Here is a 21,566-nt window from a genome sequence, read left to right on the forward strand (position 1 = left end):
AAAAATAGGAGGTGTAACTCATGGCCAAAGGAATCTTAGGTAGAAAAATTGGTATGACTCAAATTTTCACTGAAGAAGGAAAATTAATTCCGGTAACAGTTGTGCAAGCAACACCTAATGTTGTTTTACAAGTTAAAACAAATGAAACTGACGGATATGAAGCTGTTCAGGTTGGTTTTGAAGATAAACGCGAAAAATTAGCAAATAAACCAGAAATGGGACATGTTGCTAAAGCTGAAACAGCGCCTAAGCGCTTCGTTCGTGAATTCCGTAATGTAAATGTAGCGGAATATCAAGTTGGTCAAGAGATCAAAGTTGACACTTTTGCTGAAGGAGAAGTTGTTGACGTAACAGGTAAGACTAAAGGTAAAGGATTCCAAGGGGTTATTAAACGTCATGGTCAATCTCGTGGTCCAATGGCTCACGGTTCTCGTTACCATCGTCGTCCTGGTTCAATGGGATCAATTGCTGCTAACCGTGTTTTAAAAGGTAAAAAATTACCTGGACAAACTGGTGGAAACATCGTAACTGTTCAAAACTTAGAAGTAGTTAAAGTTGATACGGAACGTAACGTTTTATTAATTAAAGGAAATGTACCAGGAGCTAAAAAATCATTAGTGATGGTTCGTTCTGCTGTTAAAGCAAAATAGTTTAGTACAGTAGGAAAGGAGGATTCATAATGCCACAAGTAGCATTATATAACCAACAAGGTGCTCAAGTTGGGGAAATCACGTTAAATGAAACGATTTTCGGTATTGAGCCACATAAACAAGCAATGTTTGATGCTGTAATTATGCAACGTGCATCAATGCGTCAAGGAACGCATAAAACAAAAACACGTACTGAGGTACGCGGTGGTGGACGCAAACCTTGGAAACAAAAAGGTACTGGACGTGCTCGTCAAGGATCTATTCGTGCCCCTCAATGGCGTGGTGGAGGAATTGTATTTGGACCAGTTCCACGTAGTTACGCATACAAATTAAACAAAAAAGTTCGTCGTTTAGCATTAAAATCTGCATTATCAACAAAAGTTGTTGATAATGAAATTGTAGTTTTAGATGCATTAGCATTCGCTGCACCAAAAACGAAAGAAATGATTTCTGTTTTAGGGTCTTTAAATATTACATCTAAAGCATTAGTTGTTACAGCTGAAGAAAATTCATCAGTTGAATTATCAACTCGTAACATTCCTGGTGTTAAATTCTTAACTGTAGATCAATTAAATGTATTAGATCTTTTAGATGCAACTAAGTTAGTTATTACTCAAGATGCAGTTAAAAAGATTGAGGAGGTGCTTGCATAATGAAAGATGCTAGAGATATTATTAAGCGCCCAATTATCACTGAAAAATCATACGATTTAATGAATGAAGGTAAGTTTACTTTCGAAGTTGATAAAAAAGCTAATAAAATTGAAGTTAAAAAAGCATGTGAAACTTTATTCAATGTAAAAGTTGAAAAAGTTAACATTATTAACGTTCGTCCTAAAAAACGTCGTGTTGGACGTTACGAAGGATTTAAACCTTCAATGAAAAAAGCTATTGTAACATTAGCTGAAGGACAAACAATTGAAAAGTTTGAAGTTTAATTAATAAGTCGCAAAAGGAGGGAACAAGATGGCTATTAAAAAGTATAAACCTACCACAAATGGTCGTCGTAATATGTCTGTTTTAACTTTTGACGAAATTACGACTAATCAACCAGAGAAATCATTATTAGCTCCTTTAAGTAAAAAAGCAGGACGCAATAATCATGGTAAAATCACAGTACGTCATCATGGTGGTGGACATAAACGTAAATACCGTATCATCGATTTCAAACGTACAAAAGACGGTATTCCGGGACGTGTTGCTACAATTGAATACGATCCAAACCGCTCAGCAAATATTGCATTAATCAATTATGTTGATGGGGAAAAACGTTACATTATTGCTCCTAAAGGATTAAAAGTAGGAATGCAAATTGAATCAGGTGCTAATGCCGATATTAAAGTTGGTAATGCGTTACCAATTATGAACATCCCTGTTGGTACATTAATTCATAACATTGAATTAAAACCAGGTAAAGGTGGACAATTAGTTCGTTCTGCAGGAACATCTGCACAAATTTTAGGACGTGAAGAACGTTATGTATTAGTTCGTTTAGCTTCTGGTGAAGTTCGTAAAGTATTAGGTACTTGCCGTGCTACAATCGGTGAAGTAGGTAATGCGGATCACGAATTAGTTAACATCGGTAAAGCAGGACGTACACGTTGGTTAGGTACTCGTCCAACTGTTCGTGGTTCTGTAATGAATCCAAATGACCATCCACATGGTGGTGGGGAAGGGCGTACGCCAATCGGACGTAAATCTCCAGTTACACCTTGGGGTAAACCAGCTTTAGGTTTAAAAACTCGTAACAAGAAAAAAGCATCAACTAAATTAATTGTTCGCGGACGCAACAAATAATAAAAATATATGCTAATCTTAAATGTTCGAAAGGAGGAAATTAAGAATGGGACGTAGTTTAAAAAAGGGACCTTTCTGTGACGATCATTTAATGAAGAAAGTCGTAGCTGCTAACGAAAGTGGCGACAAAAAAATTATTCAAACTTGGTCACGTCGTTCAACAATTTTCCCTCAATTTGTAGGGCACACAATCGCTGTATATGACGGACGTAAGCATGTTCCAGTATATGTTACTGAAGATATGGTAGGACACAAATTAGGTGAATTCGCACCAACTCGTACTTATAAAGGACATGTTAAAGAAGATAAAAAAACTAGACGTTAATATTGAGAGGAGGACATGGCTATGGAAGCTAAAGCTATGGCTAGAACAGTTCGCATTGCTCCTCGTAAAGCACGCTTAGTGATTGATTTAATTCGAGGAAAACAAGTTGGCGAAGCATATGCAATTTTAAAACATACTCCTAAAGCGGCATCTCCTATTGTAGAGAAAGTTTTAAAATCAGCTATCGCAAATGCTGAACACAATTTAAACTTAGATATTAATTCATTATATGTTAAGGAAGCATATGTGAATGAAGGTACAACATTAAAACGATTCCGTCCACGTGCACAAGGTCGTGCATCACAAATTAACAAAAGAACATCTCACATCACAATCGTGGTTGCTGAGAAAAAATAATTAAAGGAGGGATACGAAGTGGGTCAAAAAGTTAGTCCAATTGGTTTACGTGTTGGTGTAATTCGTGATTGGGATGCTCGTTGGTACGCAAACGACAAAGACTTCGCTACTTTATTACACGAAGACTTAAAAATCCGTGATTACATTAATAACAAATTCAAAAGAGCTTCGGTATCACGCGTTGAAATTGAACGTGCAAAAAACCGTGTTAATATTATTATTCATACGGCTAAACCAGGTATGGTAATTGGTCGTGGTGGATCAGAAAAAGATGCAGCTGTTGCTCAATTAGAGAAAATGACAGGTAAACGTGTTTTCATCCGTATTGTTGAAATTAAACGTCCTGAAGTTGATGCGCAATTAGTTGCAAATTCAATTGCAGAACAATTAGAAAATCGTGCTTCTTTCCGTCGTGTTCAAAAAGTTGCAATCCAACGTGCAATTAAATTCGGTGCTAAAGGGATTAAAACACAAGTATCAGGACGCTTAGGTGGAGCAGATATGGCTCGTGCTGAAGGGTATAGCGAAGGAAATGTACCTTTACATACATTACGTGCTGATATTGATTATGCAACTGCTGAAGCAGATACAACTTACGGTAAATTAGGTGTTAAAGTATGGATCTATAAAGGTGAAGTATTACCTACAAAAAATCGTCAAGTAACAAAGGAGGGTAAATAATATGTTAGTACCTAAACGTACAAAATATCGTCGCCCTCACCGCTTGTCTTATGAAGGACGTGCAAAAGGTGGAACAACTGTAGTATTTGGTGAATATGGTTTACAGGCAACAACTGGTGCATGGATCACTAACCGCCAAATCGAAGCAGCACGTATTGCTATGACTCGTTATATGAAACGTAGCGGACGTGTTTGGATTAAAATTTTCCCTCATCAAGCTAAAACTGCAAAACCTTTAGAAGTCCGCATGGGATCTGGTAAAGGGGCTCCAGACGGATGGGTTGCAGTAGTAAAACCAGGAAAAGTAATGTTTGAAATTGGTGGAGTATCTGAGGAAATCGCACGTGAAGCTTTACGTCTTGCTTCTCACAAATTACCAGTTCAAACTAAGTTTGTAAAACGTGTAGACGGTGGTGATAGTAATGAAAGCTAATGAAATCCGTAATTTAACCACTACAGAAATCGAAGCTAAAATTAACGAATTAAAAGATGAGTTATTCAACCTTCGTTTCCAATTAGCTACAGGACAATTAGAAAATACAGGTCGTATTCGTGAAGTACGTAAAGGAATTGCACGAATGAAAACGATCATTAGCGAACGCGAAAATAATAAATAATGAGCTTGAGAGGAGGTTCAGTTATGGAACGTACTAAAAAAACCTTTACTGGACGTGTAGTTTCAGATAAAACAGATAAAACAATTACAGTACTTATCGAATCTTATAAAGTACATCCTCTATACGGTAAACGAGTTAAATATTCAAAAAAATATGCAGCTCACGATGAGTTAAATGATGCAAAAGTTGGAGATTTAGTTCGCATTGAAGAATGCCGTCCTATGTCAAAAACAAAAAAATTCCGTTTAGTTGAAATTGTTGAAAAAGCAGTTATTATTTAATTTATTCTATGAAATACTGGAGTCTTGAAAGGAGGTCCAATCATGATTCAACAAGAAACACGTTTAAGAGTTGCTGATAACTCAGGAGCTAAAGAATTATTAGCAATTAAAATTTTAGGTGGTTCTCACAAAAAAACTGGAAACATCGGTGATGTTATTGTTGCTACAGTTAAGTCAGCAGCACCAGGTGGAGTTGTAAAAAAAGGTGATGTTGTTAAAGCAGTAATCGTCCGTACGAAAACTGGAGCTCGTCGTGCTGATGGATCATATATTAAATTTGATGAAAATGCAGCAGTTATTATTAAAGACGATAAATCTCCACGTGGTACTCGTATCTTCGGACCAGTAGCTCGTGAATTACGCGATAAAGATTTTATGCGTATTGTTTCATTAGCTCCAGAAGTACTTTAATTAACACTTAATCCTTAAGATTAGGAGGTGCACGATATGCAAATTAAAACTGGAGATAAAGTAGTTATCATTTCAGGTAAAGATAAAGGAAAAGAAGGGGTTGTTCTTGCAGCACACCCATCTAAAAATAAAGTTGTTGTTGAAGGTGTAAATGTTGTTAAAAAGCATGTACGTCCTTCACAAATGAATCCAGATGGTGGAATCGTTGAATTTGAGGCACCGATCCATGCATCTAACGTTATGATTGTAGATCCAAAAAGCGGAAAACCAACACGCGTAGGATATAAATTCGTTGACGGTAAAAAAGTACGCTTCGCTAAAAAATCAGGTGAAGTATTATAATAAAGTTTAACAACGAAGGGAGGTAAACCTGCATGAATCGTTTACGTCAAAAATACGAAAATGAAGTAAAAAACCAAATGGTTGAAAAATTCGGATATAAATCTGTAATGCAAATTCCTACTATTGATAAAATCGTTATCAACATGGGGATTGGAGATGCTGTTAGCAACTCTAAAGTTTTAGATGAGGCTGTAGCTGAATTAGCTTTAATTACTGGACAAAAACCAGTTATTACACGCGCTAAGAAATCTATCGCTGGTTTCCGTCTTCGTGAAGGAATGCCAATCGGATGTAAAGTTACATTACGTGGAGAGCGTATGTATGATTTCTTAGACAAGTTAGTATCAGTTTCTTTACCACGTGTACGTGATTTCCGTGGTGTTTCTAAAAAATCATTCGATGGACGTGGAAACTATACATTAGGTGTTAAAGAACAATTAATTTTCCCAGAAATCGACTTCGATAAAGTAAATAAAGTTCGAGGAATGGATATCGTTGTAGTTACAACTGCCAACACAGATGAAGAAGCTCGTGAGTTGTTAACTCAATTAGGGATGCCATTTCAAAAATAATTAATGAAAGGAGGCGTCACTCATGGCTAAAAAATCTATGATTATTAAACAACAGCGTAAACAAAAATTCGCGGTTCGTGAATATACACGTTGCGAACGTTGTGGTCGTCCACACTCTGTCTTACGCAAATTTAAATTATGCCGTATTTGCTTCCGTGAATTAGCATATAAAGGACAAATCCCAGGTGTAAAAAAAGCAAGCTGGTAATAAACTTAATTCTCTTTAAACGGGAAGGAGGAAAAATAAATGGTAATGACAGATCCTATTGCAGATATGTTAACACGTATTCGTAACGCAAACCAAATGCGTCATGAAGTGGTTGAAATGCCAGCTTCAAAGATGAAACGTGAAGTATTAGAATTATTAAAGCGTGAAGGTTTTATTCGCGATGTAGAATATATTGAAGATAACAAACAAGGTGTTTTACGTGTTGCTTTAAAATACGGTAAAAACAACGAGCGTGTTATTACAGGTTTAAAACGTATCTCTAAACCAGGGTTACGTGTTTATGTAAAAAATAACGAAGTTCCTAAAGTATTAAACGGATTAGGTATCGCTATCTTATCTACATCTAAAGGAATTATGGCTGATAAAGAAGCTCGTCAACAACAAATTGGTGGAGAAGTATTAGCTTACGTTTGGTAATAAATAAAGACAGGAGGTGTCACATAAATGTCTCGTATTGGTAATAAACCAGTAGCATTACCTTCTGGTGTTGAAGTGATTGTTGCTGAAAATAATTTAGTTACTGTGAAGGGACCTAAAGGGGAACTTTCTCGTACATTTAATTCAAATATGCAAATTACAGTTGAAGGAAACGAAGTAACTGTAGTTCGTCCAAATGACAATAAAGAAAATAAAATGTTACACGGAACAACACGTGCTTTATTAAATAACATGGTTGTTGGTGTTTCAGAAGGATTCACTCGTGAATTAGAAATTATCGGGGTTGGATATCGTGCACAAAAACAAGGAGAAAAACTTGTTTTAAATGCTGGATACTCTCATCCTGTAGAAATGGAAGCACCAGCTGGTGTAACTATTGAAGTACCTAACAATACTACTGTTGTAGTAAAAGGGATCGACAAACAAGTAGTTGGAGAATTCGCTGCTAACATTCGCGCTGTACGTGCTCCTGAACCATACAAAGGAAAAGGAATCCGTTACAAAGGTGAACATGTTCGTCGTAAAGAAGGTAAAAAAGCTAAAAAATAATTGAAAGGGGTGGCCTGAATGATTAAGAAAGTATCACGTAATGAGTTACGTAAACAAAGACATTACCGTGTACGTGCTAAAGTTACAGGAACTGCAGAGCGCCCACGCTTAAATGTTTTCCGCTCTAGCAAACACATTTATGCGCAAATCATTGATGATGTAACTGGTACTACATTAGTTAGTGCATCAACTTTAGATAAAGATTTAAACATCGCTTCTACAGGTAACGTTGAAGCAGCTAAAGCAGTAGGTGCTTCAATTGCTAAGCGCGCTTTAGAAAAAAATATTTCATCAGTTGTTTTCGACCGTGGAGGATATATCTATCACGGACGTGTTGCAGCATTAGCAGAAGCAGCTCGTGAAAATGGATTAAAATTCTAATTAAAGAAGGAGGGACAAAGATGCGTCAAATCATTGACCCTAGTAACTTAACACTTGAAGAACGTGTAGTTACTATTAATCGTGTAACGAAGGTAGTAAAAGGTGGACGTCGTTTCCGTTTTGCTGCATTAGTTGTTGTCGGTGACAAAAATGGTCACGTTGGTTTCGGTACTGGTAAAGCTCAAGAGGTACCAGAAGCAATCAAAAAGGCAGTAGAAAGTGCTAAAAAGAACTTAATTTATGTACCTACAGTTGGAACTACAATTCCACATCAAATCATTGGGGAATTCGGATCAGGTAACGTATTATTAAAACCTGCTTCTGCCGGTACAGGAGTTATCGCAGGTGGACCTGTTCGTGCGGTATTAGAATTAGCTGGTGTACAAGATATCTTATCAAAATCTTTAGGATCAAACACACCAATTAACATGGTACGTGCAACAATTAATGGTTTAGAAAATTTAAAAACAGTTGAACGTGTAGCTGAATTACGCGGGAAAACTGTTGAAGAAATCTTAGGATAAGGAGGGAACTCCAATGGCTAAAGAATTACACATTACTTTAACACGTAGTGTAATCGGTCAAAATGAATCTCAACGTGCAACAGTTAAAGCATTAGGTTTAAAAAAATTAAACCAAACAGTTGTTAAGACTGATAATGTAGCTATTCGCGGAATGATTAATAAAGTATCTCATTTATTGACTGTAGTAGAGAAATAATTAAAGAGGAGGTGGCTTTCGGTGAAATTACATGAGTTAACGTATACTGAAGGGTCTCGTAAAGATAGAAAACGTATCGGTCGTGGACACGGTTCAGGTCAAGGTAAAACTGCCGGTAAAGGACACAAAGGACAAAACGCTCGTTCAGGTGGTGGAGTTCGCTTAGGATTCGAAGGTGGACAAACTCCTTTATTCCGTCGTTTACCAAAACGCGGGTTTACTAACATTAACCGTAAAGAATACGCCATCGTTAATTTAGATCAATTAAATAGATTCGAAGAAGGTACAGTTGTTACTGCAGAACTTTTATTAGAAACTGGAGTAATTAAAAAATTACACTCAGGGCTTAAGGTTTTAGGAAACGGACAACTAGATAAGAAATTAACTGTAAAAGCAGCTAAATTCTCAAAAACAGCAGAAGAACAAATTGTGGCTCAAGGTGGATCAATCGAGGTGCTATAATGACTACTTTCAGTAAAATATGGAAGAATGATGATTTACGCAAAAGAATCTTATTTACCTTATTGATTTTTATCGTATATCGTATTGGATCTTATATTCCTGTGCCAACAATTAATACATCGGTTCTTGAGGCAACACAAACTCCGATGCTTGGATTCTTTGATACGTTAAGCGGAGGGGCTTTAAAAAGATTTTCATTGTTTGCAATGTCAATCTCCCCTTACATTACCGCATCAATTGTAATACAGTTGCTTCAAATGGATGTAGTTCCGATTTTGTCTGAATGGGCAAAAGAGGGTGAAACAGGGAAGCGTAAATTAAATCAACTAACCCGTTATGTTACTTTAGTTCTTGCATTTGTTCAAGCCATTGCGATGTCAATTGGTTTTGACTTAGGATATGGTGGAGTATTACTTGAAAGTCATTCAATTCTTACTTATCTATATATTGCATTAACTATGACTGCGGGGACAGCTGTTATGATTTTTCTTGCTGACCAAATTACTAGTAAAGGGATTGGTAATGGTACATCAATGATTATCGTAGCTGGTATTTTATCTCGAGTTCCATATATGCTAAACGATTTATACACAAAGTACTTGGTAAATATAACAGTTTCTAACGTGTTAGCATTTATCTCGGTGCTAGCATTGTTATCTCTGACTATTATTGCTGTTATTTATTTACAGAGCGCAACTAGAAAATTACCAATTCAATATGCAAATAGACATAATTCAGCTCAGTTATCGGGACGCAAAGATTCATTTATTCCGTTGAAATTAAATTCAGCAGGAGTAATACCGGTAATCTTTGCAGCTTCACTTGTGAGCTTACCATTAACTGTGGTTAATTTCTTGCCTGAATCAGGCGTTGCGAATGTAATTAAAGCTATCTTTAATTACCAGCAACCAATTGGATTTATTTTATATATTGTACTAATTGTTGCTTTTACTTACTTTTACGCTTTCGTACAAGTAAGTCCAGAAAAAGTAGCAGAGAATTTAAAAAAGCAAGGATCATACATTCCTGGTGTAAGACCTGGTGTTGATACTGAAGAATATTTATCAAAAATTTTATCTCGTATCACTTTTATTGGAGCTATTTATTTAGTGGTTATTGCAGGATTACCAATTATTTTTGGGGCAATCACTGATTTACCAAGTAGTGTTGAAATTGGTGGTACAAGCTTATTAATTGTAGTTGGTGTTGCAATCGAAACTGCTAAGCAAATCCAAACAAAAACAATGGATCAAAAATATAAAGGATTCATCAAATAATTGAGGTGATATGATGAAAATCGTATTTATGGGGCCTCCGGGTGCTGGAAAAGGTACTCAGGCAGAAAAAATTGTTGAAAATTATCAAATTCCACATATTTCAACTGGTGATATGTTTAGGAAGGCGATAAAAGACCAAACTGAATTAGGTATGGAAGCTAAGCGTTACATGGATCAAGGTGCATTAGTACCTGACCATGTTACAATTGGTATTGTAAAGGATCGTTTGTCTGAATCAGATTGCAAGTCGGGATTCCTATTAGATGGTTTTCCGAGAACAGTAGATCAGGCAAAAGCCTTAGATGAAATACTGACTTCTCTTGATTCGAAGATTGATTATGTAATTAATATTGATGTTGATTTGGACATTCTTAAAGAGCGCTTAACAGGACGTCGTATTTGTCGTTCATGTGGGGCAACATATCACATGATCTTCAATCCACCTAAAAATGCAGATGTCTGCGATAAATGTGGTGGAGAATTATATCAACGTAAAGATGATAATGAAGAAACGGTTGGTAATCGCTTAAATGTTTATGTTAGTCAAACTAAGCCTTTATTAGATTATTACTCTTTAGCAGGAAATCTTGTTAATATTAATGGTCAACAATCAATTGATCTTGTATTTGAAGAAATCCGTGAGGTGCTTGGAGGCAATAAGTAATGATTATTTGTAAAACTCCACGCGAAATTGATATTATGCGAGAAGCCGGGCGTATTGTAGCTTTAGCTCATCAAGAGGTTCAAAAGCATATTAAACCTGGTGTAACAACTAAACAATTAGATAAAATTGTTGAGGATGTAATTCGTAGTCATGGCGCAATACCTTCTTTTAAAGGTTATCATGGGTTCCCTGCAAGTATTTGTGCATCAGTAAATGATGAATTGGTTCATGGTATTCCTGGAAACCGTATATTAAAGGACGGAGATATTATCTCTATTGATATTGGTGCCAAGTATCATGGTTATCATGGAGACTCAGCATGGACTTATCCTGTAGGAAATATTTCAACTGAGGCTCAACGCTTACTTGATGTAACAAAAAAATCATTATTTGTCGGTCTAGAATATGCTAAAGCGGGGAATCGTTTATCTGATATTTCACATGCTATACAAGAATATGTGGAATCAAATAATTTCTCGATTGTTCGCGAGTATGCTGGACATGGTGTCGGCCAAGATCTACATGAAGATCCTTCGATTCCACACTATGGACCTCCTGGACGAGGACCAAGATTAAAAAAGGGCATGACTTTAGCAATAGAGCCTATGGTTAACTACGGGGAGAGATATGTTCGTACTCTACCTGATAATTGGACTGTAGTCACTCGTGATAAGTCACTCTGTGCTCATTTTGAACATACCATTGTCGTTACAGAGAATGGATATGAAATATTAACTAAGTTATAAAGGTAAGGAGGCATAATCAATGGCTAAGCAAGACGTTATTGAAGTAGAAGCTACCGTTATCGATAATTTGCCAAACGCTATGTTTAAAGTAGAATTAGAAAATGGTCATCAATTAATTGCTCACGTTTCTGGTAAAATCCGTATGAATTTCATTCGTATTTTACCAGGTGATAAAGTAACAGTAGAATTATCTCCTTATGACTTAACACGTGGGCGCATTACATATCGTCACAAATAGACTCCGATATACTGAAAAATGAGGAGGTTTTAATTCATGAAAGTAAGACCATCTGTTAAACCTATCTGCGATAAATGTAAAGTTATTCGCCGTAAAGGAAAAGTAATGGTAATTTGTGAAAATCCAAAACATAAACAAAAACAAGGATAAGCTTTAGGAGGTGCAATGTATGGCACGTATTGCTGGTGTAGATATTCCTCGCGATAAACGCGTTGTAATTTCATTAACATATATCTATGGAATTGGTAAACCAACAGCTCAACAAATCTTAGCTGCTGCTGGTGTATCAGAAGATACACGTGTACGCGATTTAACTGAAGACGAGTTAAACCGTATCCGTGTTGAAGTAGATAAATTAAAAGTAGAAGGAGACTTACGTCGTGAAGTTTCATTAAATATTAAACGTTTAATGGAAATTGCTTCATTCCGTGGTATCCGCCATCGTAGAAGTTTACCAGTACGCGGACAAAATACTAAAAATAATGCCCGTACTCGTAAAGGTCCACGTAAAACAGTTGCTAATAAGAAAAAATAGTTAGGAGGGTCATCATATGGCACGTAAACAAGTTAGTCGTAAACGTCGTGTTAAAAAGAATATTGCTACAGGTGTAGCACATATCCACTCGACTTTCAATAATACAATTGTTACGATTACTGATCCTCATGGTAATGCAATCTCATGGTCAAGTGCAGGTGCATTAGGATTTAAAGGATCTCGTAAATCAACTCCATTCGCTGCTCAAATGGCATCAGAAGCTGCTGCAAAAGCTGCAATGGATCATGGAATGAAAAGTGTAGACGTATCTGTTAAAGGTCCTGGTCCTGGTCGTGAAGCAGCTATCCGTGCTTTACAAGCTGCAGGATTAGATGTAACAGCTATTAAAGACGTTACTCCGGTTCCTCATAACGGATGCCGTCCACCAAAACACCCACGTGGTTAATCAGGAAGTTATTTGAAAGTAGTACCCTACTATTAAGCGATCCTGAGGAGGGAAATCGATGTTAGAAATCGAAAAACCAAGAATTGAAATTGAAGAATACATCAAAGATGAATTCTATGGGAAATTTGTTATTGAGCCTCTAAAACGTGGATATGGTACTACGTTAGGGAATTCCTTACGTCGAGTATTACTATCATCACTTCCTGGAGCTGCGGTAACATCTATTTCTATAGAAGGAGTTCAACACGAATTTACCTCTATTGATGGTGTTGTTGAAGATGTAACGCAAATTATTTTAAATTTAAAAAATTTAATTTTATCTATTGATTCAGAGGAAGTTAAAGAACTTCGTATTGATGTTGCAAGAGAAGGCGCAGTAACTGCCGCTGACATTGAGTGTGACGAAGAAGTAGAAATTATTAATCCAGATTTACATATTGCTACATTATCAGCTACTGGTCGTTTAAGAATGACTATGAAAGCTCGTCGTGGAAATGGTTATGTAGGTGCGGATGATAATAAAAAACTTTTAGAAAGCACTGGTGAAATTGCAATTGATTCTATTTATACTCCAGTAACACGCGTTTCATACGATGTAGAAAAAACACGTGTAGGACAAGATGCATCATATGATAAATTAACTTTAGAGGTATGGACTAACGGTAGCGTGAATCCTCAAGAAGCAATTTCTTTGGCATCTAAAATTTTAGTTGAACACTTCAGCATTTTAGTTAATTTAAATGAAGCTGGACAACTTGCAGCATTTATTGTTGAACGAGAAGATGAAGAAAAAAATAAAGTATTAGAAATGCCAATCGAAGAGTTAGATTTATCAGTTAGATCATATAACTGTTTACGTCGTGCTGGAATCAATACGGTTGAAGAGTTAGCTCGTCATTCTGAAGAAGATATGATGAAGGTTCGTAATTTAGGTAAAAAATCATTAAAAGAAGTTAAGGACAAACTTGACGAATTAGGATTAAGCCTAGGTTGCACTAAATAAATAATGTTATAATTCCATTTTCATATGGAAGGAGGAATTTTAAGTGGCTTATAGAAAATTAGGACGTCTTAGTCATCAACGTAAAGCAATGTTACGTGATTTATCAACAGATTTAATCATTAACGAACGCATTGTTACAACTGAAGCTCGTGCAAAGGAATTACGTTCAGTAGTTGAAAAATTAATTACTTTAGGTAAACGCGGAGACTTACATGCTCGTCGTCAAGCAGCTGCATATGTACGCGCTGAAGTTGCAAACGATGAAACTGGAGCAACAGCTGTACAAAAATTATTCTCTGATATCGCACCTCGCTATGCTGAGCGTAACGGTGGATACACTCGTATTTTAAAAGTTGGACCTCGTCGTGGGGATGCAGCTGAAATGGTAGTTATCGAGTTAGTATAATTTTTAGAACCATAGAGGACTTTATCTTCTATGGTTTTTTTTATGCTATAATCCTGAAGATGAATTTGAATTGTTAGTATGAAAAAATGGTTCTTTGTCAAATAGTGTTGCTGATTAATTTGTAACCTGTTACAACGAAAATTCAAATCGAAATCCTAGTAGCTATGCTGCTAGGATTTTCGTTTTAGGCTTTGTTAGATTTTGAACCATGAGAATACGAGATTTAAAGTGATAGAAACTACGATATCCAAAGGCAATACGCTTAATGACCTTAATTTTATTATTAATTCCTTCGATGGGACCATTTGTGTAATGAGTTGAGAGTGTATTTTTAATATAGGATTGATAAGTTTTAAAGGTTTGGAAAGCCGTTTGAAACTCAGGAGAAACAAGCGGATGTTCCGTTTCGAGTAAATGATTAAATCGTTTTAAGTTTTTTGTCTGAAGAGCGAAAAGTAACTCTTGATATAAATCATAGGTTGCTTTTAATTCAGGAGATAAATCAAGTAGAAAGTTTAAGATATCAATTTCACGCATGGGTTGTTTAAAGCAGTAAACTGATCGATAAGTGGTGGTATTAAGTAAAGCGTGAGATTTTAAAAATAAGCGCCAATAACGTTTGAATTTACGACCATGCTTTTTGAACTTTTTCATGAATCGGATTCGAGTTTTGTTCAGTGCACGAGAGAGATGTTGAACGAGATGAAATTTATCAATGATAATTTGGGCATGAGGAAAAAGATCCTTAATGAGGCTGATGTAAGGAGCGTACATATCAATCACAATATTTTTTACTCGATGACGTGCTTCCTTTGTGTATCGTTTAAAATAAGCTTGAAGGGAGTTTAAACGACGATCTTCAACGATATCGATGATTTGTTTTGAGTCAGCATCGCAAAAAATAAAAGACATATGCCCCTCAGCAGACTTAACGGATTTAAATTCATCAAAACAGAGATTTTCAGGTAAATAATTAAGGTTTAAGGTTTGAGATTCATAAAAGCTATGGATGATTCGATTGACGGTTGAATGAGAGACCTGATGGCGACGTGCGATATCACATTCAGAAATTTTATTTTAGGCCTCTAAAGCAATGGCGTGTTTCGTATGATAAGAAATGTAACAGTTCTTTTCAACAATTGAAGTACTTAGTGTAAAAGTAGACTGGCAATGCCCACAATAATAACGCTGTTTTTTTAGGTCTAAGTAGGTATCGTGAAGAGAGACTTTTGGAATGACAATTCGAGAGGTTTTAAATCCATGCTTCTTAAATTTTGAATCAAATAGGGTTCCGCATTTTTGACAATGAGTCGGTTGATACGTAAGAATACCTTTAAAGATAAAGCTAGTAATTCCGTTCAACTTCACTTCCTCAAGATAATCTTCTGAAAATGTAATATTTTTATCTTTAATATTTAAAAGTTTTCTAGTAAAATATGAGTGAGACATTAAATCTTATCCTTTCAATATTGTTTTAGTCGATAACATTGTAACAGGATTGAGACTTGAAGTCTCTTTTTTTTTATCCTATGAAAAAAGCGCTGCTTAATCAGCAACACTAAATATTATAGAACCGAAAAAATTAAATTTAAAATCCTAGTGCTTATATCGCTAGGATTTTAAATTTAATCTTAGACATATTTTACTATATCGTTGAATTCTAATAATCAGGATATATAGTATAGAAAATGTGTTATACATTTGGTGAGATAAGCATTTGTATCCATTTAATAGTAGTTAATATAATATTTATTTAAAATATATGAAAATGTATCTTATAAATAATAAAATTAACTCAATTATTTTATTCAATCAAAAGAATAGGATCTAGTAGTATAAATGTCAATAAAAAAGTGATTCTTCTATAAATGTCAATAAAAAAGTGGTTCTTCCGCTATTTTGGTGAAAAGCCCTTTCTAGGAATAGAGCACTTTAATACGTAGAAGTTCAAAACTTGCTCGTCCATACATTTGGCGTTTAATCATTTTAATTCGGTTGACATTCCCTTCACAAATCGCATTAGTGTATGGATAAACTAATGCGTTACTGATCGATTGCTCATCACGTTTCATTCGAAGACAAAACTCACGCAGTAATTTAATCTCATGAGTAGCGTAACGTTCTAGCCATTGAGATAATTTGAATACTTGCCCCATCGTGACCAAATCTCTAAATACTTGGATGGCTGTATATAGTTCACTTAAGTCTGCATGAGCTTGAAAGAGTTCATTTAATAAATTTAATTCTGGTTGAGTTAAAGACGTTGGTTTTCGCCAAATGAATGAGGTGAGTTGAAACTTCGTTGCTTTCAATAATTTACTAGATTTTTTTGATATTTTTTCTGTTGCCTTCTCACTTGTTTTTACGGGGAGATTTGCTTTAATTTCTTAAACTTTTCGACGAGTTGAAGAAGCTCCTCCTTTAAACCCTTGGTGGATGAGTTGTTCATGAATCCAACGAGCAGTTTTTCCCTCCTGACACCATTGTGTGATTTGATTTAAATAGGGGACAAATTGATTAACACGGGGCTTTCGTATTTGCTTGGGAGGTTCAGATAACTGAATATACTTCGCTACGGTTGTCCGACTTAACTTAAGTTGTCTGGCTGTTTGACGAATAGAGCCTACTTGTTGGTAGACCTTTTGAATCTCCAAAATGAGTGCCCATTTTGCTTGTTCCTTTTCAGATAATGATTCATGACTGGATATTGAGTTCACGTTAGTAATCGTTATATCTGTCGCTGGATCTGTTTTTTTAGTGATTGAAGATTCAGGCATGATAAACCATCCTTTAGGAAAACGAGAACTAATGGTTTCTTTAACAACCGTTAATAGGTTTTTAAGAAAGTGCCACTTGTCGGCAACCTGAATAATGTTAGGATTCGTTAAATGAATGGCTTTAGTATAAGTTGTTGCACGATCACGTGTCACTAATTCAACTGAGGGATGTTTTTCCAACCATTCTTTAAACGCTTGAGTCGAACGAGAGGCCAGAATTTCAACCGGACGATGCGTTTCTAAATCACAAATAACCGTTCCAAAGTCGACCCCTCGACGAAAAGAAAAGTCATCAACCCCAATATGGGTTAATGACTGATTTTTTATATCTTTTTCAGTAGAATCGATACGTCGTAATAAATCTAATAGTGCATCTCCACTTCGTTTATATCCAAGTTTAAAAAGAAAGCGTGATAAAGCTTCCGCACTCATCGATAATGATAATTGAAGAAAAACCTCTTCAAGACGAATGGTTAAACGCCGATAGGCATTTAAAAAGCCAGTAAATCTTTCAGTAAAAATTTGACGTTTACAGTTAGGATTTAAACAAAAAAACTTTTTAGCTTGTATCCTTAATTGAACAGGTTTATTAAGGATAGACGCATCTAATGGTTTTCTAAGATACGTACTGTGTACCTGGTGACTTTTCATCCCACATAAGGGACAGTGGTTAAATTTTGATTCAGATTTTAAACAAATCAAGATTATATGCTCATTATTTTCAATGGATTGAATCATAAGATTTTCAGGGAAAAAGACATTAAGATTCATGATGATATACCTCTCTACGATGTCTTTTCATTATATCAGGTAAAGCGTTTTATCACCAAAAGTCAGGAAGAACCACATTTATGTTAGCATTCATATAGTAGTTTTAAATATTTTCTTCGCCAACGGATAATTAATAAAAAATATATTTTTAGTAAATTTAGAATGATTATTCTAATACATTAGAGTATTGCTTAGTAGAACAGATGGTAGATAAAATATCGTTTTATAAGCATATACTGGAATATTATCTATAAAAGACTAGAGGTTTATTTATATTTGATTGAATTGTGTTATAATAAAACTAGTAGAAAAAAGGAGGCTCTGATTTGATTAATACGGTAGAAAACTTTACATTTTTTGAACTGTTATTAGTATGTTTAGATGTCTATTTCGTATGGTTGATTATATACTACATATTAAAATTGATTAAATCAAATGTTCGTGCTGTTCAAATCCTTAAGGGAGTTATGCTCATATATTTGATTGATATTATTAGTCAAATATTTGATTTATATACTCTAAGTGCATTAATCGGTAATATTATTGATTGGGGATTACTTGCTGTCATTATTATTTTTCAACCAGAAATTCGTAGTGGTTTAGAGCAAATTGGACGTAATAGCACGATGAATCGGGAAAAGAATAGCCTTGCCGTAAATGATATACATAGTATACTAGCCAATTCAGTAGAGTTTCTAGCAAAGCGACGTATTGGGGCATTAATTGTTATTGAGAGAGGCGTAAAATTAGATGAATTTATAACACCGTCTACAATCATTGATGGTGAAATCTCTCAGGAGTTGTTGACGACTATCTTTGTACCCACCACCCCACTTCATGATGGTGCCGTTATGATTAGAGATGGAAAACTTTATTGTGCTGGTGCCTATCTTCCCTCGACGAGAAGAGAGGATATTAATAAGGCATTTGGAACAAGGCATCGGGCAGCTATCGGAATTAGTGAAATTTCTGATAGTTTAACCTTGGTTGTATCTGAAGAAACTGGAAGATACTCGATTGCGTACAAGGGGGAGCTAAAGGTTTACGATCGTATAGATACATTTAAGGCCGATTTAGAGAAGTATTTAGGTTAGTTAATCCAGCGATTGTAATCTATAAAGGTGGTGTTTTATGAAAAAAGAGAATATGCAGGAACAGCGCGAACATGAGGAAACTAATCAAGCATACGGGACAGAAAAATTTATACATAAAGTTATAGACTTTTCCAAAACATTGGGAAGAGTTTTGACTAATCCGGGAATGTTATTAAGTGTGTTAAGGTTTCAAAAATTGGACCATATATACGAAAGCTTACTTCGTAATGAAAGATTAATTAAGTTACTAGCGTTAGTAGTAGCGATCGTATTTGCTATAAATATAAGGTATGTTCCCAATGCTAAGGAGCGGTACTCTGCGGATATTAATAATTATCCACTGAGTCAGTATTATGACCAAGACAGAATGGTAGTTGATGGATTACCTGCTACTGTAGATGTTACACTAATTGGTGATCGAGGAAAAGTTGATATTGCTAAAGCAAAATCTAACTTTGAGGTTTATGCCGATTTAAGGAATCTACCTCCAGGAACCCATAAGGTTAATTTAGAATATAGTAAACTCAGCAATGACCTGGACGTTAAGTTAGATCCTAGTACGATTGTTGTTACTATCATGTCCTTAATAGAAACGGATAAGCCGATAAGGGCAGACTTTGTAAATTTAGATCAAATTGATGAGATGTATGTATTAGGTGATCCTCAAGTGGCTGTCGATACCGTGAAAATAAAGGGTCCTCAAATTGTTGTAGATCAAATAGCTAGTGTTAAGGCTATAGTGGATGTTTCGGATCTTTCTAAACTTTCTGATTACGAGGCTCCGGTTTATGCTTACGATAGACTTGGTAATAAGCTTGATGTTGAGATTAGGCCAGAAAGGGTAATGGTTTCAACACAAGTGACCACTCCAAGTAAGGTTATTCCTATTAAGGAGGTTATTACAGGAAATCCTCCAGAGGGTTATAGCATAGAATCCATTAGTATAGAACCATCAAAAGTTAAATTGTATGGTGAATCTGATGTAATCGATGTGTATACTGAACTGATAGCTCAGGTTGATTTATATCAGTTAGATGAGAATAATGAGATTATAGTAAAGCTCGAAAAACCAGAAAATGTACATAAAATGGATACTGATACTGTAAAGGTGAAAGTGAAATTTGAAGAAACAAAGAAGAAGATTCTAGAGGATGTTCCGATTGAATTTAAAAATTTGGACTCTCGCTATAAAGTAAAGGCCAAATCTCTAGATGATGCTATGGTTGATTTAACATTAAGCGGAGCTAAAACACGTTTAGATTTGCTCTCTAATGAAGATATTAAGGTTTTTATTGATTTAAACGGATATACGCCAGGTGAATATCAAATTCCGGTTACAATAGAGACAGTTGATAACGTAATCATTGATCCAAGTAGGGCAAAGATAAATATTATTATTACAGAATAAAAGTGAGGTTATGATAAATGGGAAAATATTTTGGTACAGATGGAATTAGAGGAATTGCTAATACTGAATTAACTCCAGAGTTTACATTGAAATTAGGAAGAATTTTAGGGAACCATTTAAAGTCTAAGAATACTCGCCCAAAGGTATTAATTGGCCGTGATACACGAATTTCAGGTGAGTTATTAGAAAGTGCATTAATTGCCGGATTAGTTTCATCTGGTGCAGATGTTCTTACGCTAGGGGTTATTACTACTCCTGGGGTTGCCTATTTAACAAAGAGTTTAGATGTAGATGCGGGGATAATGATTTCTGCGTCTCATAATCCGGTACAGGATAATGGAATTAAAATTTTTAGTCATAGTGGTTATAAATTAAGTGATTCAGAGGAAGAAGAAATTGAGAATTTAATTGATTTAGCTGATGAATTACCTCGACCTATAGCTGGTGAGATTGGGCGTATTGAAGATTTTCAAATGGGATCTCAAAAATATGTTAACTTTATTAAAGGGACTGTAGGTCAAAAATTAACAGGATTAAAAATTGTATTAGACTGTGCGAATGGCGCTAGCTCTGCATTAGCACCCCAATTATTTGCAGATTTAGATGCAGATATTGTAACGGTTTCTTCAAATCCGGATGGAATTAACATTAATCATAATTGTGGATCAACACATCCAGAGGCGTTAGCAAAAGAAGTTGTTAAGCACGAGGCAGACTTAGGTTTTGCGTTTGATGGCGATTGTGATCGATTAATTGCAGTTGATCATACGGGAGCTATCATTGATGGAGATCATATTATGTTTATTGTCGGTCAGTATTTAAATGAGAATGGGTTATTGAAAAAAGGTACTGTCGTCTCAACAGTAATGAGTAATTTGGGATTCTATCATGCTATTGAAGAGAATGGGCTACATAGTGTTCAGACCAAAGTGGGTGACCGCTATGTTTTAGAGGAAATGTTAAAGAACGATTATAACTTTGGTGGTGAACAATCAGGACATTTAATTTTTCTAGACTATGGAACAACGGGAGATGGAATGTTAAGTGCTGTTCAACTTGCTAAAATTGTTGCAGAAAAGGAAAAGAGTTTAGCAGATTTAGCTAAGGCAATGCCAAAGTATCCGCAATTATTAAAAAATCTTCGTGTTGAGGATAAAAATGCGATGATGACAAATGAAGCCATCTTAAAGGTAATAGCTGAAGTTGAGGCCGAAATGTCTGGTGAGGGACGAGTGTTAGTTCGTCCTTCTGGAACAGAACCGTTAGTTAGGGTAATGGTTGAAGCTAAAACCCAGGAGTTATGTGAGTCATATGTAGAGCGAATCTTAAATGTTGTAGAACGTGAATTGAAATAAGGATAAAAAGGGAGACTTGTGTCTCCCTTTTTACATGTTTAAGACGTTGTTAAATGCTACATTCCTGTAAAAATT

The 21,566-nt window shown here is 35.5% G+C and carries 36 protein-coding genes; 32 read left to right on the plus strand and 4 right to left on the minus strand.

Going from position 1 to position 21,566, the window contains the following annotated elements; all coding sequences use genetic code 11:
• Nucleotides 1-20: 20 nt before the first annotated feature.
• Genes rplC through rplQ form a run of 29 tightly spaced genes read left to right on the plus strand, consistent with a single transcriptional unit; the run spans nt 21 to nt 14,086 of the window.
• Entirely contained in the window at nt 21-650 is a 630-nt protein-coding gene (gene rplC, locus AACH31_RS00480; protein ID WP_161831758.1) for a 50S ribosomal protein L3, read from the plus strand.
• Nucleotides 651-679: 29 nt separating this feature from the next.
• Nucleotides 680-1,303 carry a 50S ribosomal protein L4 gene (gene rplD, locus AACH31_RS00485; protein ID WP_338617745.1) on the plus strand — a complete coding sequence of 208 codons (624 nt, stop codon included), beginning with the start codon at nt 680-682 and terminating at the stop codon, nt 1,301-1,303.
• Nucleotides 1,303-1,587: a 50S ribosomal protein L23 gene (gene rplW / locus AACH31_RS00490; RefSeq protein WP_161831756.1), complete on the plus strand. Its 285-nt coding sequence runs from the start codon at nt 1,303-1,305 to the stop codon at nt 1,585-1,587. Before rplD ends, rplW begins: the two co-directional genes overlap by 1 nt.
• 28 nt (nt 1,588-1,615) lie before the next feature.
• Nucleotides 1,616-2,446 (plus strand): 50S ribosomal protein L2, encoded by an 831-nt coding sequence (gene rplB / locus AACH31_RS00495; protein ID WP_161831755.1) that lies wholly within the window; start codon nt 1,616-1,618, stop codon nt 2,444-2,446.
• Between the two features lie 46 nt (nt 2,447-2,492).
• Nucleotides 2,493-2,771, plus strand: a complete 279-nt coding sequence (gene rpsS / locus AACH31_RS00500) for a 30S ribosomal protein S19 (RefSeq protein WP_161831754.1) — start codon at nt 2,493-2,495, stop codon at nt 2,769-2,771.
• 21 nt (nt 2,772-2,792) lie between these two features.
• On the plus strand, nt 2,793-3,128 hold the full coding sequence (gene rplV / locus AACH31_RS00505) for a 50S ribosomal protein L22 (RefSeq protein WP_055243020.1): 336 nt from the start codon (nt 2,793-2,795) through the stop codon (nt 3,126-3,128).
• Between the two features lie 18 nt (nt 3,129-3,146).
• The gene (gene rpsC / locus AACH31_RS00510; RefSeq protein WP_161831753.1) at nt 3,147-3,809 is read left to right on the plus strand and encodes a 30S ribosomal protein S3; all 663 of its coding nucleotides are present in this window, start codon (nt 3,147-3,149) and stop codon (nt 3,807-3,809) included.
• 1 nt (nt 3,810) lies between these two features.
• A complete protein-coding gene (rplP, locus tag AACH31_RS00515; protein WP_161831752.1) occupies nt 3,811-4,242 on the plus strand; it encodes a 50S ribosomal protein L16 in 432 nt (143 codons plus the stop codon).
• Nucleotides 4,232-4,426, plus strand: coding sequence for a 50S ribosomal protein L29 (gene rpmC, locus AACH31_RS00520; protein WP_055243015.1), 195 nt, complete (start codon nt 4,232-4,234; stop codon nt 4,424-4,426). Before rplP ends, rpmC begins: the two co-directional genes overlap by 11 nt.
• Nucleotides 4,427-4,449: 23 nt before the next feature.
• Nucleotides 4,450-4,707, plus strand: coding sequence for a 30S ribosomal protein S17 (rpsQ, locus tag AACH31_RS00525; protein ID WP_161831751.1), 258 nt, complete (start codon nt 4,450-4,452; stop codon nt 4,705-4,707).
• A gap of 42 nt (nt 4,708-4,749) precedes the next feature.
• Nucleotides 4,750-5,118 (plus strand): 50S ribosomal protein L14, encoded by a 369-nt coding sequence (gene rplN, locus AACH31_RS00530; protein WP_055243011.1) that lies wholly within the window; start codon nt 4,750-4,752, stop codon nt 5,116-5,118.
• Nucleotides 5,119-5,154: 36 nt separating this feature from the next.
• Complete coding sequence (gene rplX, locus AACH31_RS00535; RefSeq protein ID WP_161831750.1) at nt 5,155-5,460, plus strand: 50S ribosomal protein L24; 306 nt, start codon at nt 5,155-5,157, stop codon at nt 5,458-5,460.
• A gap of 32 nt (nt 5,461-5,492) precedes the next feature.
• Nucleotides 5,493-6,032, plus strand: a complete 540-nt coding sequence (gene rplE, locus AACH31_RS00540; RefSeq protein WP_055243008.1) for a 50S ribosomal protein L5 — start codon at nt 5,493-5,495, stop codon at nt 6,030-6,032.
• A gap of 22 nt (nt 6,033-6,054) precedes the next feature.
• Nucleotides 6,055-6,240 (plus strand): type Z 30S ribosomal protein S14, encoded by a 186-nt coding sequence (locus AACH31_RS00545; RefSeq protein ID WP_055243006.1) that lies wholly within the window; start codon nt 6,055-6,057, stop codon nt 6,238-6,240.
• A gap of 39 nt (nt 6,241-6,279) precedes the next feature.
• Nucleotides 6,280-6,678 carry a 30S ribosomal protein S8 gene (rpsH, locus tag AACH31_RS00550; protein WP_161831749.1) on the plus strand — a complete coding sequence of 133 codons (399 nt, stop codon included), beginning with the start codon at nt 6,280-6,282 and terminating at the stop codon, nt 6,676-6,678.
• A gap of 27 nt (nt 6,679-6,705) precedes the next feature.
• Nucleotides 6,706-7,248: a 50S ribosomal protein L6 gene (gene rplF / locus AACH31_RS00555; RefSeq protein ID WP_161831748.1), complete on the plus strand. Its 543-nt coding sequence runs from the start codon at nt 6,706-6,708 to the stop codon at nt 7,246-7,248.
• Nucleotides 7,249-7,266: 18 nt separating this feature from the next.
• Entirely contained in the window at nt 7,267-7,629 is a 363-nt protein-coding gene (gene rplR / locus AACH31_RS00560) for a 50S ribosomal protein L18 (protein ID WP_161831747.1), read from the plus strand.
• Between the two features lie 20 nt (nt 7,630-7,649).
• Nucleotides 7,650-8,153, plus strand: coding sequence for a 30S ribosomal protein S5 (gene rpsE, locus AACH31_RS00565; protein ID WP_161831746.1), 504 nt, complete (start codon nt 7,650-7,652; stop codon nt 8,151-8,153).
• Between the two features lie 13 nt (nt 8,154-8,166).
• Nucleotides 8,167-8,349 carry a 50S ribosomal protein L30 gene (rpmD, locus tag AACH31_RS00570; protein WP_161831745.1) on the plus strand — a complete coding sequence of 61 codons (183 nt, stop codon included), beginning with the start codon at nt 8,167-8,169 and terminating at the stop codon, nt 8,347-8,349.
• A 21-nt stretch (nt 8,350-8,370) separates the two neighbouring features.
• Nucleotides 8,371-8,811, plus strand: coding sequence for a 50S ribosomal protein L15 (gene rplO / locus AACH31_RS00575; RefSeq protein ID WP_161831744.1), 441 nt, complete (start codon nt 8,371-8,373; stop codon nt 8,809-8,811).
• Nucleotides 8,811-10,088, plus strand: coding sequence for a preprotein translocase subunit SecY (gene secY / locus AACH31_RS00580; RefSeq protein ID WP_161831743.1), 1,278 nt, complete (start codon nt 8,811-8,813; stop codon nt 10,086-10,088). The genes rplO and secY overlap by 1 nt, the downstream gene beginning before the upstream one ends.
• 13 nt (nt 10,089-10,101) lie before the next feature.
• Nucleotides 10,102-10,752, plus strand: coding sequence for an adenylate kinase (locus tag AACH31_RS00585; RefSeq protein ID WP_161831742.1), 651 nt, complete (start codon nt 10,102-10,104; stop codon nt 10,750-10,752).
• Nucleotides 10,752-11,498 carry a type I methionyl aminopeptidase gene (gene map / locus AACH31_RS00590; protein WP_161831741.1) on the plus strand — a complete coding sequence of 249 codons (747 nt, stop codon included), beginning with the start codon at nt 10,752-10,754 and terminating at the stop codon, nt 11,496-11,498. The genes AACH31_RS00585 and map overlap by 1 nt, the downstream gene beginning before the upstream one ends.
• 19 nt (nt 11,499-11,517) lie before the next feature.
• Nucleotides 11,518-11,736, plus strand: a complete 219-nt coding sequence (gene infA / locus AACH31_RS00595) for a translation initiation factor IF-1 (RefSeq protein WP_006784453.1) — start codon at nt 11,518-11,520, stop codon at nt 11,734-11,736.
• Nucleotides 11,737-11,772: 36 nt separating this feature from the next.
• Nucleotides 11,773-11,886 carry a 50S ribosomal protein L36 gene (gene rpmJ / locus AACH31_RS00600; RefSeq protein ID WP_006784454.1) on the plus strand — a complete coding sequence of 38 codons (114 nt, stop codon included), beginning with the start codon at nt 11,773-11,775 and terminating at the stop codon, nt 11,884-11,886.
• 19 nt (nt 11,887-11,905) lie between these two features.
• The gene (gene rpsM / locus AACH31_RS00605; protein WP_161831740.1) at nt 11,906-12,271 is read left to right on the plus strand and encodes a 30S ribosomal protein S13; all 366 of its coding nucleotides are present in this window, start codon (nt 11,906-11,908) and stop codon (nt 12,269-12,271) included.
• A gap of 16 nt (nt 12,272-12,287) precedes the next feature.
• A complete protein-coding gene (rpsK, locus tag AACH31_RS00610; protein WP_055242986.1) occupies nt 12,288-12,677 on the plus strand; it encodes a 30S ribosomal protein S11 in 390 nt (129 codons plus the stop codon).
• A 58-nt stretch (nt 12,678-12,735) separates the two neighbouring features.
• Nucleotides 12,736-13,680: a DNA-directed RNA polymerase subunit alpha gene (locus AACH31_RS00615; RefSeq protein ID WP_161831739.1), complete on the plus strand. Its 945-nt coding sequence runs from the start codon at nt 12,736-12,738 to the stop codon at nt 13,678-13,680.
• A gap of 43 nt (nt 13,681-13,723) precedes the next feature.
• Complete coding sequence (gene rplQ / locus AACH31_RS00620) at nt 13,724-14,086, plus strand: 50S ribosomal protein L17 (protein WP_161831738.1); 363 nt, start codon at nt 13,724-13,726, stop codon at nt 14,084-14,086.
• Nucleotides 14,087-14,248: 162 nt separating this feature from the next.
• Here the strand turns inward: rplQ and AACH31_RS00625 are convergent, their stop codons facing one another.
• From AACH31_RS00625 to AACH31_RS00640, 4 genes are all read right to left on the minus strand, one after another.
• Entirely contained in the window at nt 14,249-15,157 is a 909-nt protein-coding gene (locus AACH31_RS00625) for an ISL3 family transposase (RefSeq protein WP_338618079.1), read from the minus strand.
• A 6-nt stretch (nt 15,158-15,163) separates the two neighbouring features.
• Nucleotides 15,164-15,535: a transposase family protein gene (locus tag AACH31_RS00630; RefSeq protein ID WP_338617262.1), complete on the minus strand. Its 372-nt coding sequence runs from the start codon at nt 15,533-15,535 to the stop codon at nt 15,164-15,166.
• 467 nt (nt 15,536-16,002) lie between these two features.
• Nucleotides 16,003-16,470: a transposase gene (locus AACH31_RS00635; protein WP_338618081.1), complete on the minus strand. Its 468-nt coding sequence runs from the start codon at nt 16,468-16,470 to the stop codon at nt 16,003-16,005.
• 3 nt (nt 16,471-16,473) lie between these two features.
• Nucleotides 16,474-17,634 carry an ISL3 family transposase gene (locus AACH31_RS00640; RefSeq protein WP_338617747.1) on the minus strand — a complete coding sequence of 387 codons (1,161 nt, stop codon included), beginning with the start codon at nt 17,632-17,634 and terminating at the stop codon, nt 16,474-16,476.
• Between the two features lie 326 nt (nt 17,635-17,960).
• Here AACH31_RS00640 and cdaA point away from each other — a divergent pair, with 326 nt between their 5' ends.
• Genes cdaA through glmM form a run of 3 tightly spaced genes read left to right on the plus strand, consistent with a single transcriptional unit; the run spans nt 17,961 to nt 21,491 of the window.
• Nucleotides 17,961-18,728, plus strand: a complete 768-nt coding sequence (gene cdaA, locus AACH31_RS00645; RefSeq protein ID WP_161832862.1) for a diadenylate cyclase CdaA — start codon at nt 17,961-17,963, stop codon at nt 18,726-18,728.
• A 37-nt stretch (nt 18,729-18,765) separates the two neighbouring features.
• Nucleotides 18,766-20,136 (plus strand): CdaR family protein, encoded by a 1,371-nt coding sequence (locus tag AACH31_RS00650; RefSeq protein ID WP_161832861.1) that lies wholly within the window; start codon nt 18,766-18,768, stop codon nt 20,134-20,136.
• Between the two features lie 17 nt (nt 20,137-20,153).
• Nucleotides 20,154-21,491, plus strand: a complete 1,338-nt coding sequence (gene glmM / locus AACH31_RS00655; protein ID WP_161832860.1) for a phosphoglucosamine mutase — start codon at nt 20,154-20,156, stop codon at nt 21,489-21,491.
• Nucleotides 21,492-21,566: the final 75 nt, after the last annotated feature.

The organism is Turicibacter faecis (assembly GCF_037076425.1).
GTDB classification, from domain to species: Bacteria; Bacillota_I; Bacilli_A; order MOL361; family Turicibacteraceae; genus Turicibacter; species Turicibacter faecis.

Excerpts from the sequence above, each read along its gene's own strand:
- AACH31_RS00650 (WP_161832861.1), top strand. The coding sequence starts at position 18,766 with ATGAAAAAAGAGAATATGCAGGAACAGCGCGAACATGAGGAAACTAAT.
- infA (WP_006784453.1), top strand. The coding sequence starts at position 11,518 with ATGGCTAAGCAAGACGTTATTGAAGTAGAAGCTACCGTTATCGATAAT.
- rpmD (WP_161831745.1), top strand. The coding sequence starts at position 8,167 with ATGGCTAAAGAATTACACATTACTTTAACACGTAGTGTAATCGGTCAA.
- rpmC (WP_055243015.1), top strand. The coding sequence starts at position 4,232 with ATGAAAGCTAATGAAATCCGTAATTTAACCACTACAGAAATCGAAGCT.
- rplP (WP_161831752.1), top strand. The coding sequence starts at position 3,811 with ATGTTAGTACCTAAACGTACAAAATATCGTCGCCCTCACCGCTTGTCT.
- rplF (WP_161831748.1), top strand. The coding sequence starts at position 6,706 with ATGTCTCGTATTGGTAATAAACCAGTAGCATTACCTTCTGGTGTTGAA.
- secY (WP_161831743.1), top strand. The coding sequence starts at position 8,811 with ATGACTACTTTCAGTAAAATATGGAAGAATGATGATTTACGCAAAAGA.
- rplW (WP_161831756.1), top strand. The coding sequence starts at position 1,303 with ATGAAAGATGCTAGAGATATTATTAAGCGCCCAATTATCACTGAAAAA.
- rpsH (WP_161831749.1), top strand. The coding sequence starts at position 6,280 with ATGGTAATGACAGATCCTATTGCAGATATGTTAACACGTATTCGTAAC.
- AACH31_RS00545 (WP_055243006.1), top strand. The coding sequence starts at position 6,055 with ATGGCTAAAAAATCTATGATTATTAAACAACAGCGTAAACAAAAATTC.
- rpsQ (WP_161831751.1), top strand. The coding sequence starts at position 4,450 with ATGGAACGTACTAAAAAAACCTTTACTGGACGTGTAGTTTCAGATAAA.
- map (WP_161831741.1), top strand. The coding sequence starts at position 10,752 with ATGATTATTTGTAAAACTCCACGCGAAATTGATATTATGCGAGAAGCC.
- AACH31_RS00585 (WP_161831742.1), top strand. The coding sequence starts at position 10,102 with ATGAAAATCGTATTTATGGGGCCTCCGGGTGCTGGAAAAGGTACTCAG.
- rplC (WP_161831758.1), top strand. The coding sequence starts at position 21 with ATGGCCAAAGGAATCTTAGGTAGAAAAATTGGTATGACTCAAATTTTC.
- AACH31_RS00615 (WP_161831739.1), top strand. The coding sequence starts at position 12,736 with ATGTTAGAAATCGAAAAACCAAGAATTGAAATTGAAGAATACATCAAA.
- rplD (WP_338617745.1), top strand. The coding sequence starts at position 680 with ATGCCACAAGTAGCATTATATAACCAACAAGGTGCTCAAGTTGGGGAA.
- rplR (WP_161831747.1), top strand. The coding sequence starts at position 7,267 with ATGATTAAGAAAGTATCACGTAATGAGTTACGTAAACAAAGACATTAC.
- glmM (WP_161832860.1), top strand. The coding sequence starts at position 20,154 with ATGGGAAAATATTTTGGTACAGATGGAATTAGAGGAATTGCTAATACT.
- rpmJ (WP_006784454.1), top strand. The coding sequence starts at position 11,773 with ATGAAAGTAAGACCATCTGTTAAACCTATCTGCGATAAATGTAAAGTT.
- rplB (WP_161831755.1), top strand. The coding sequence starts at position 1,616 with ATGGCTATTAAAAAGTATAAACCTACCACAAATGGTCGTCGTAATATG.
- AACH31_RS00630 (WP_338617262.1), bottom strand. The coding sequence starts at position 15,535 with ATGTCTCACTCATATTTTACTAGAAAACTTTTAAATATTAAAGATAAA.
- rplX (WP_161831750.1), top strand. The coding sequence starts at position 5,155 with ATGCAAATTAAAACTGGAGATAAAGTAGTTATCATTTCAGGTAAAGAT.
- rplN (WP_055243011.1), top strand. The coding sequence starts at position 4,750 with ATGATTCAACAAGAAACACGTTTAAGAGTTGCTGATAACTCAGGAGCT.
- rpsE (WP_161831746.1), top strand. The coding sequence starts at position 7,650 with ATGCGTCAAATCATTGACCCTAGTAACTTAACACTTGAAGAACGTGTA.
- rpsS (WP_161831754.1), top strand. The coding sequence starts at position 2,493 with ATGGGACGTAGTTTAAAAAAGGGACCTTTCTGTGACGATCATTTAATG.
- rplE (WP_055243008.1), top strand. The coding sequence starts at position 5,493 with ATGAATCGTTTACGTCAAAAATACGAAAATGAAGTAAAAAACCAAATG.
- rpsK (WP_055242986.1), top strand. The coding sequence starts at position 12,288 with ATGGCACGTAAACAAGTTAGTCGTAAACGTCGTGTTAAAAAGAATATT.
- rplV (WP_055243020.1), top strand. The coding sequence starts at position 2,793 with ATGGAAGCTAAAGCTATGGCTAGAACAGTTCGCATTGCTCCTCGTAAA.
- rpsM (WP_161831740.1), top strand. The coding sequence starts at position 11,906 with ATGGCACGTATTGCTGGTGTAGATATTCCTCGCGATAAACGCGTTGTA.
- AACH31_RS00640 (WP_338617747.1), bottom strand. The coding sequence starts at position 17,634 with ATGAATCTTAATGTCTTTTTCCCTGAAAATCTTATGATTCAATCCATT.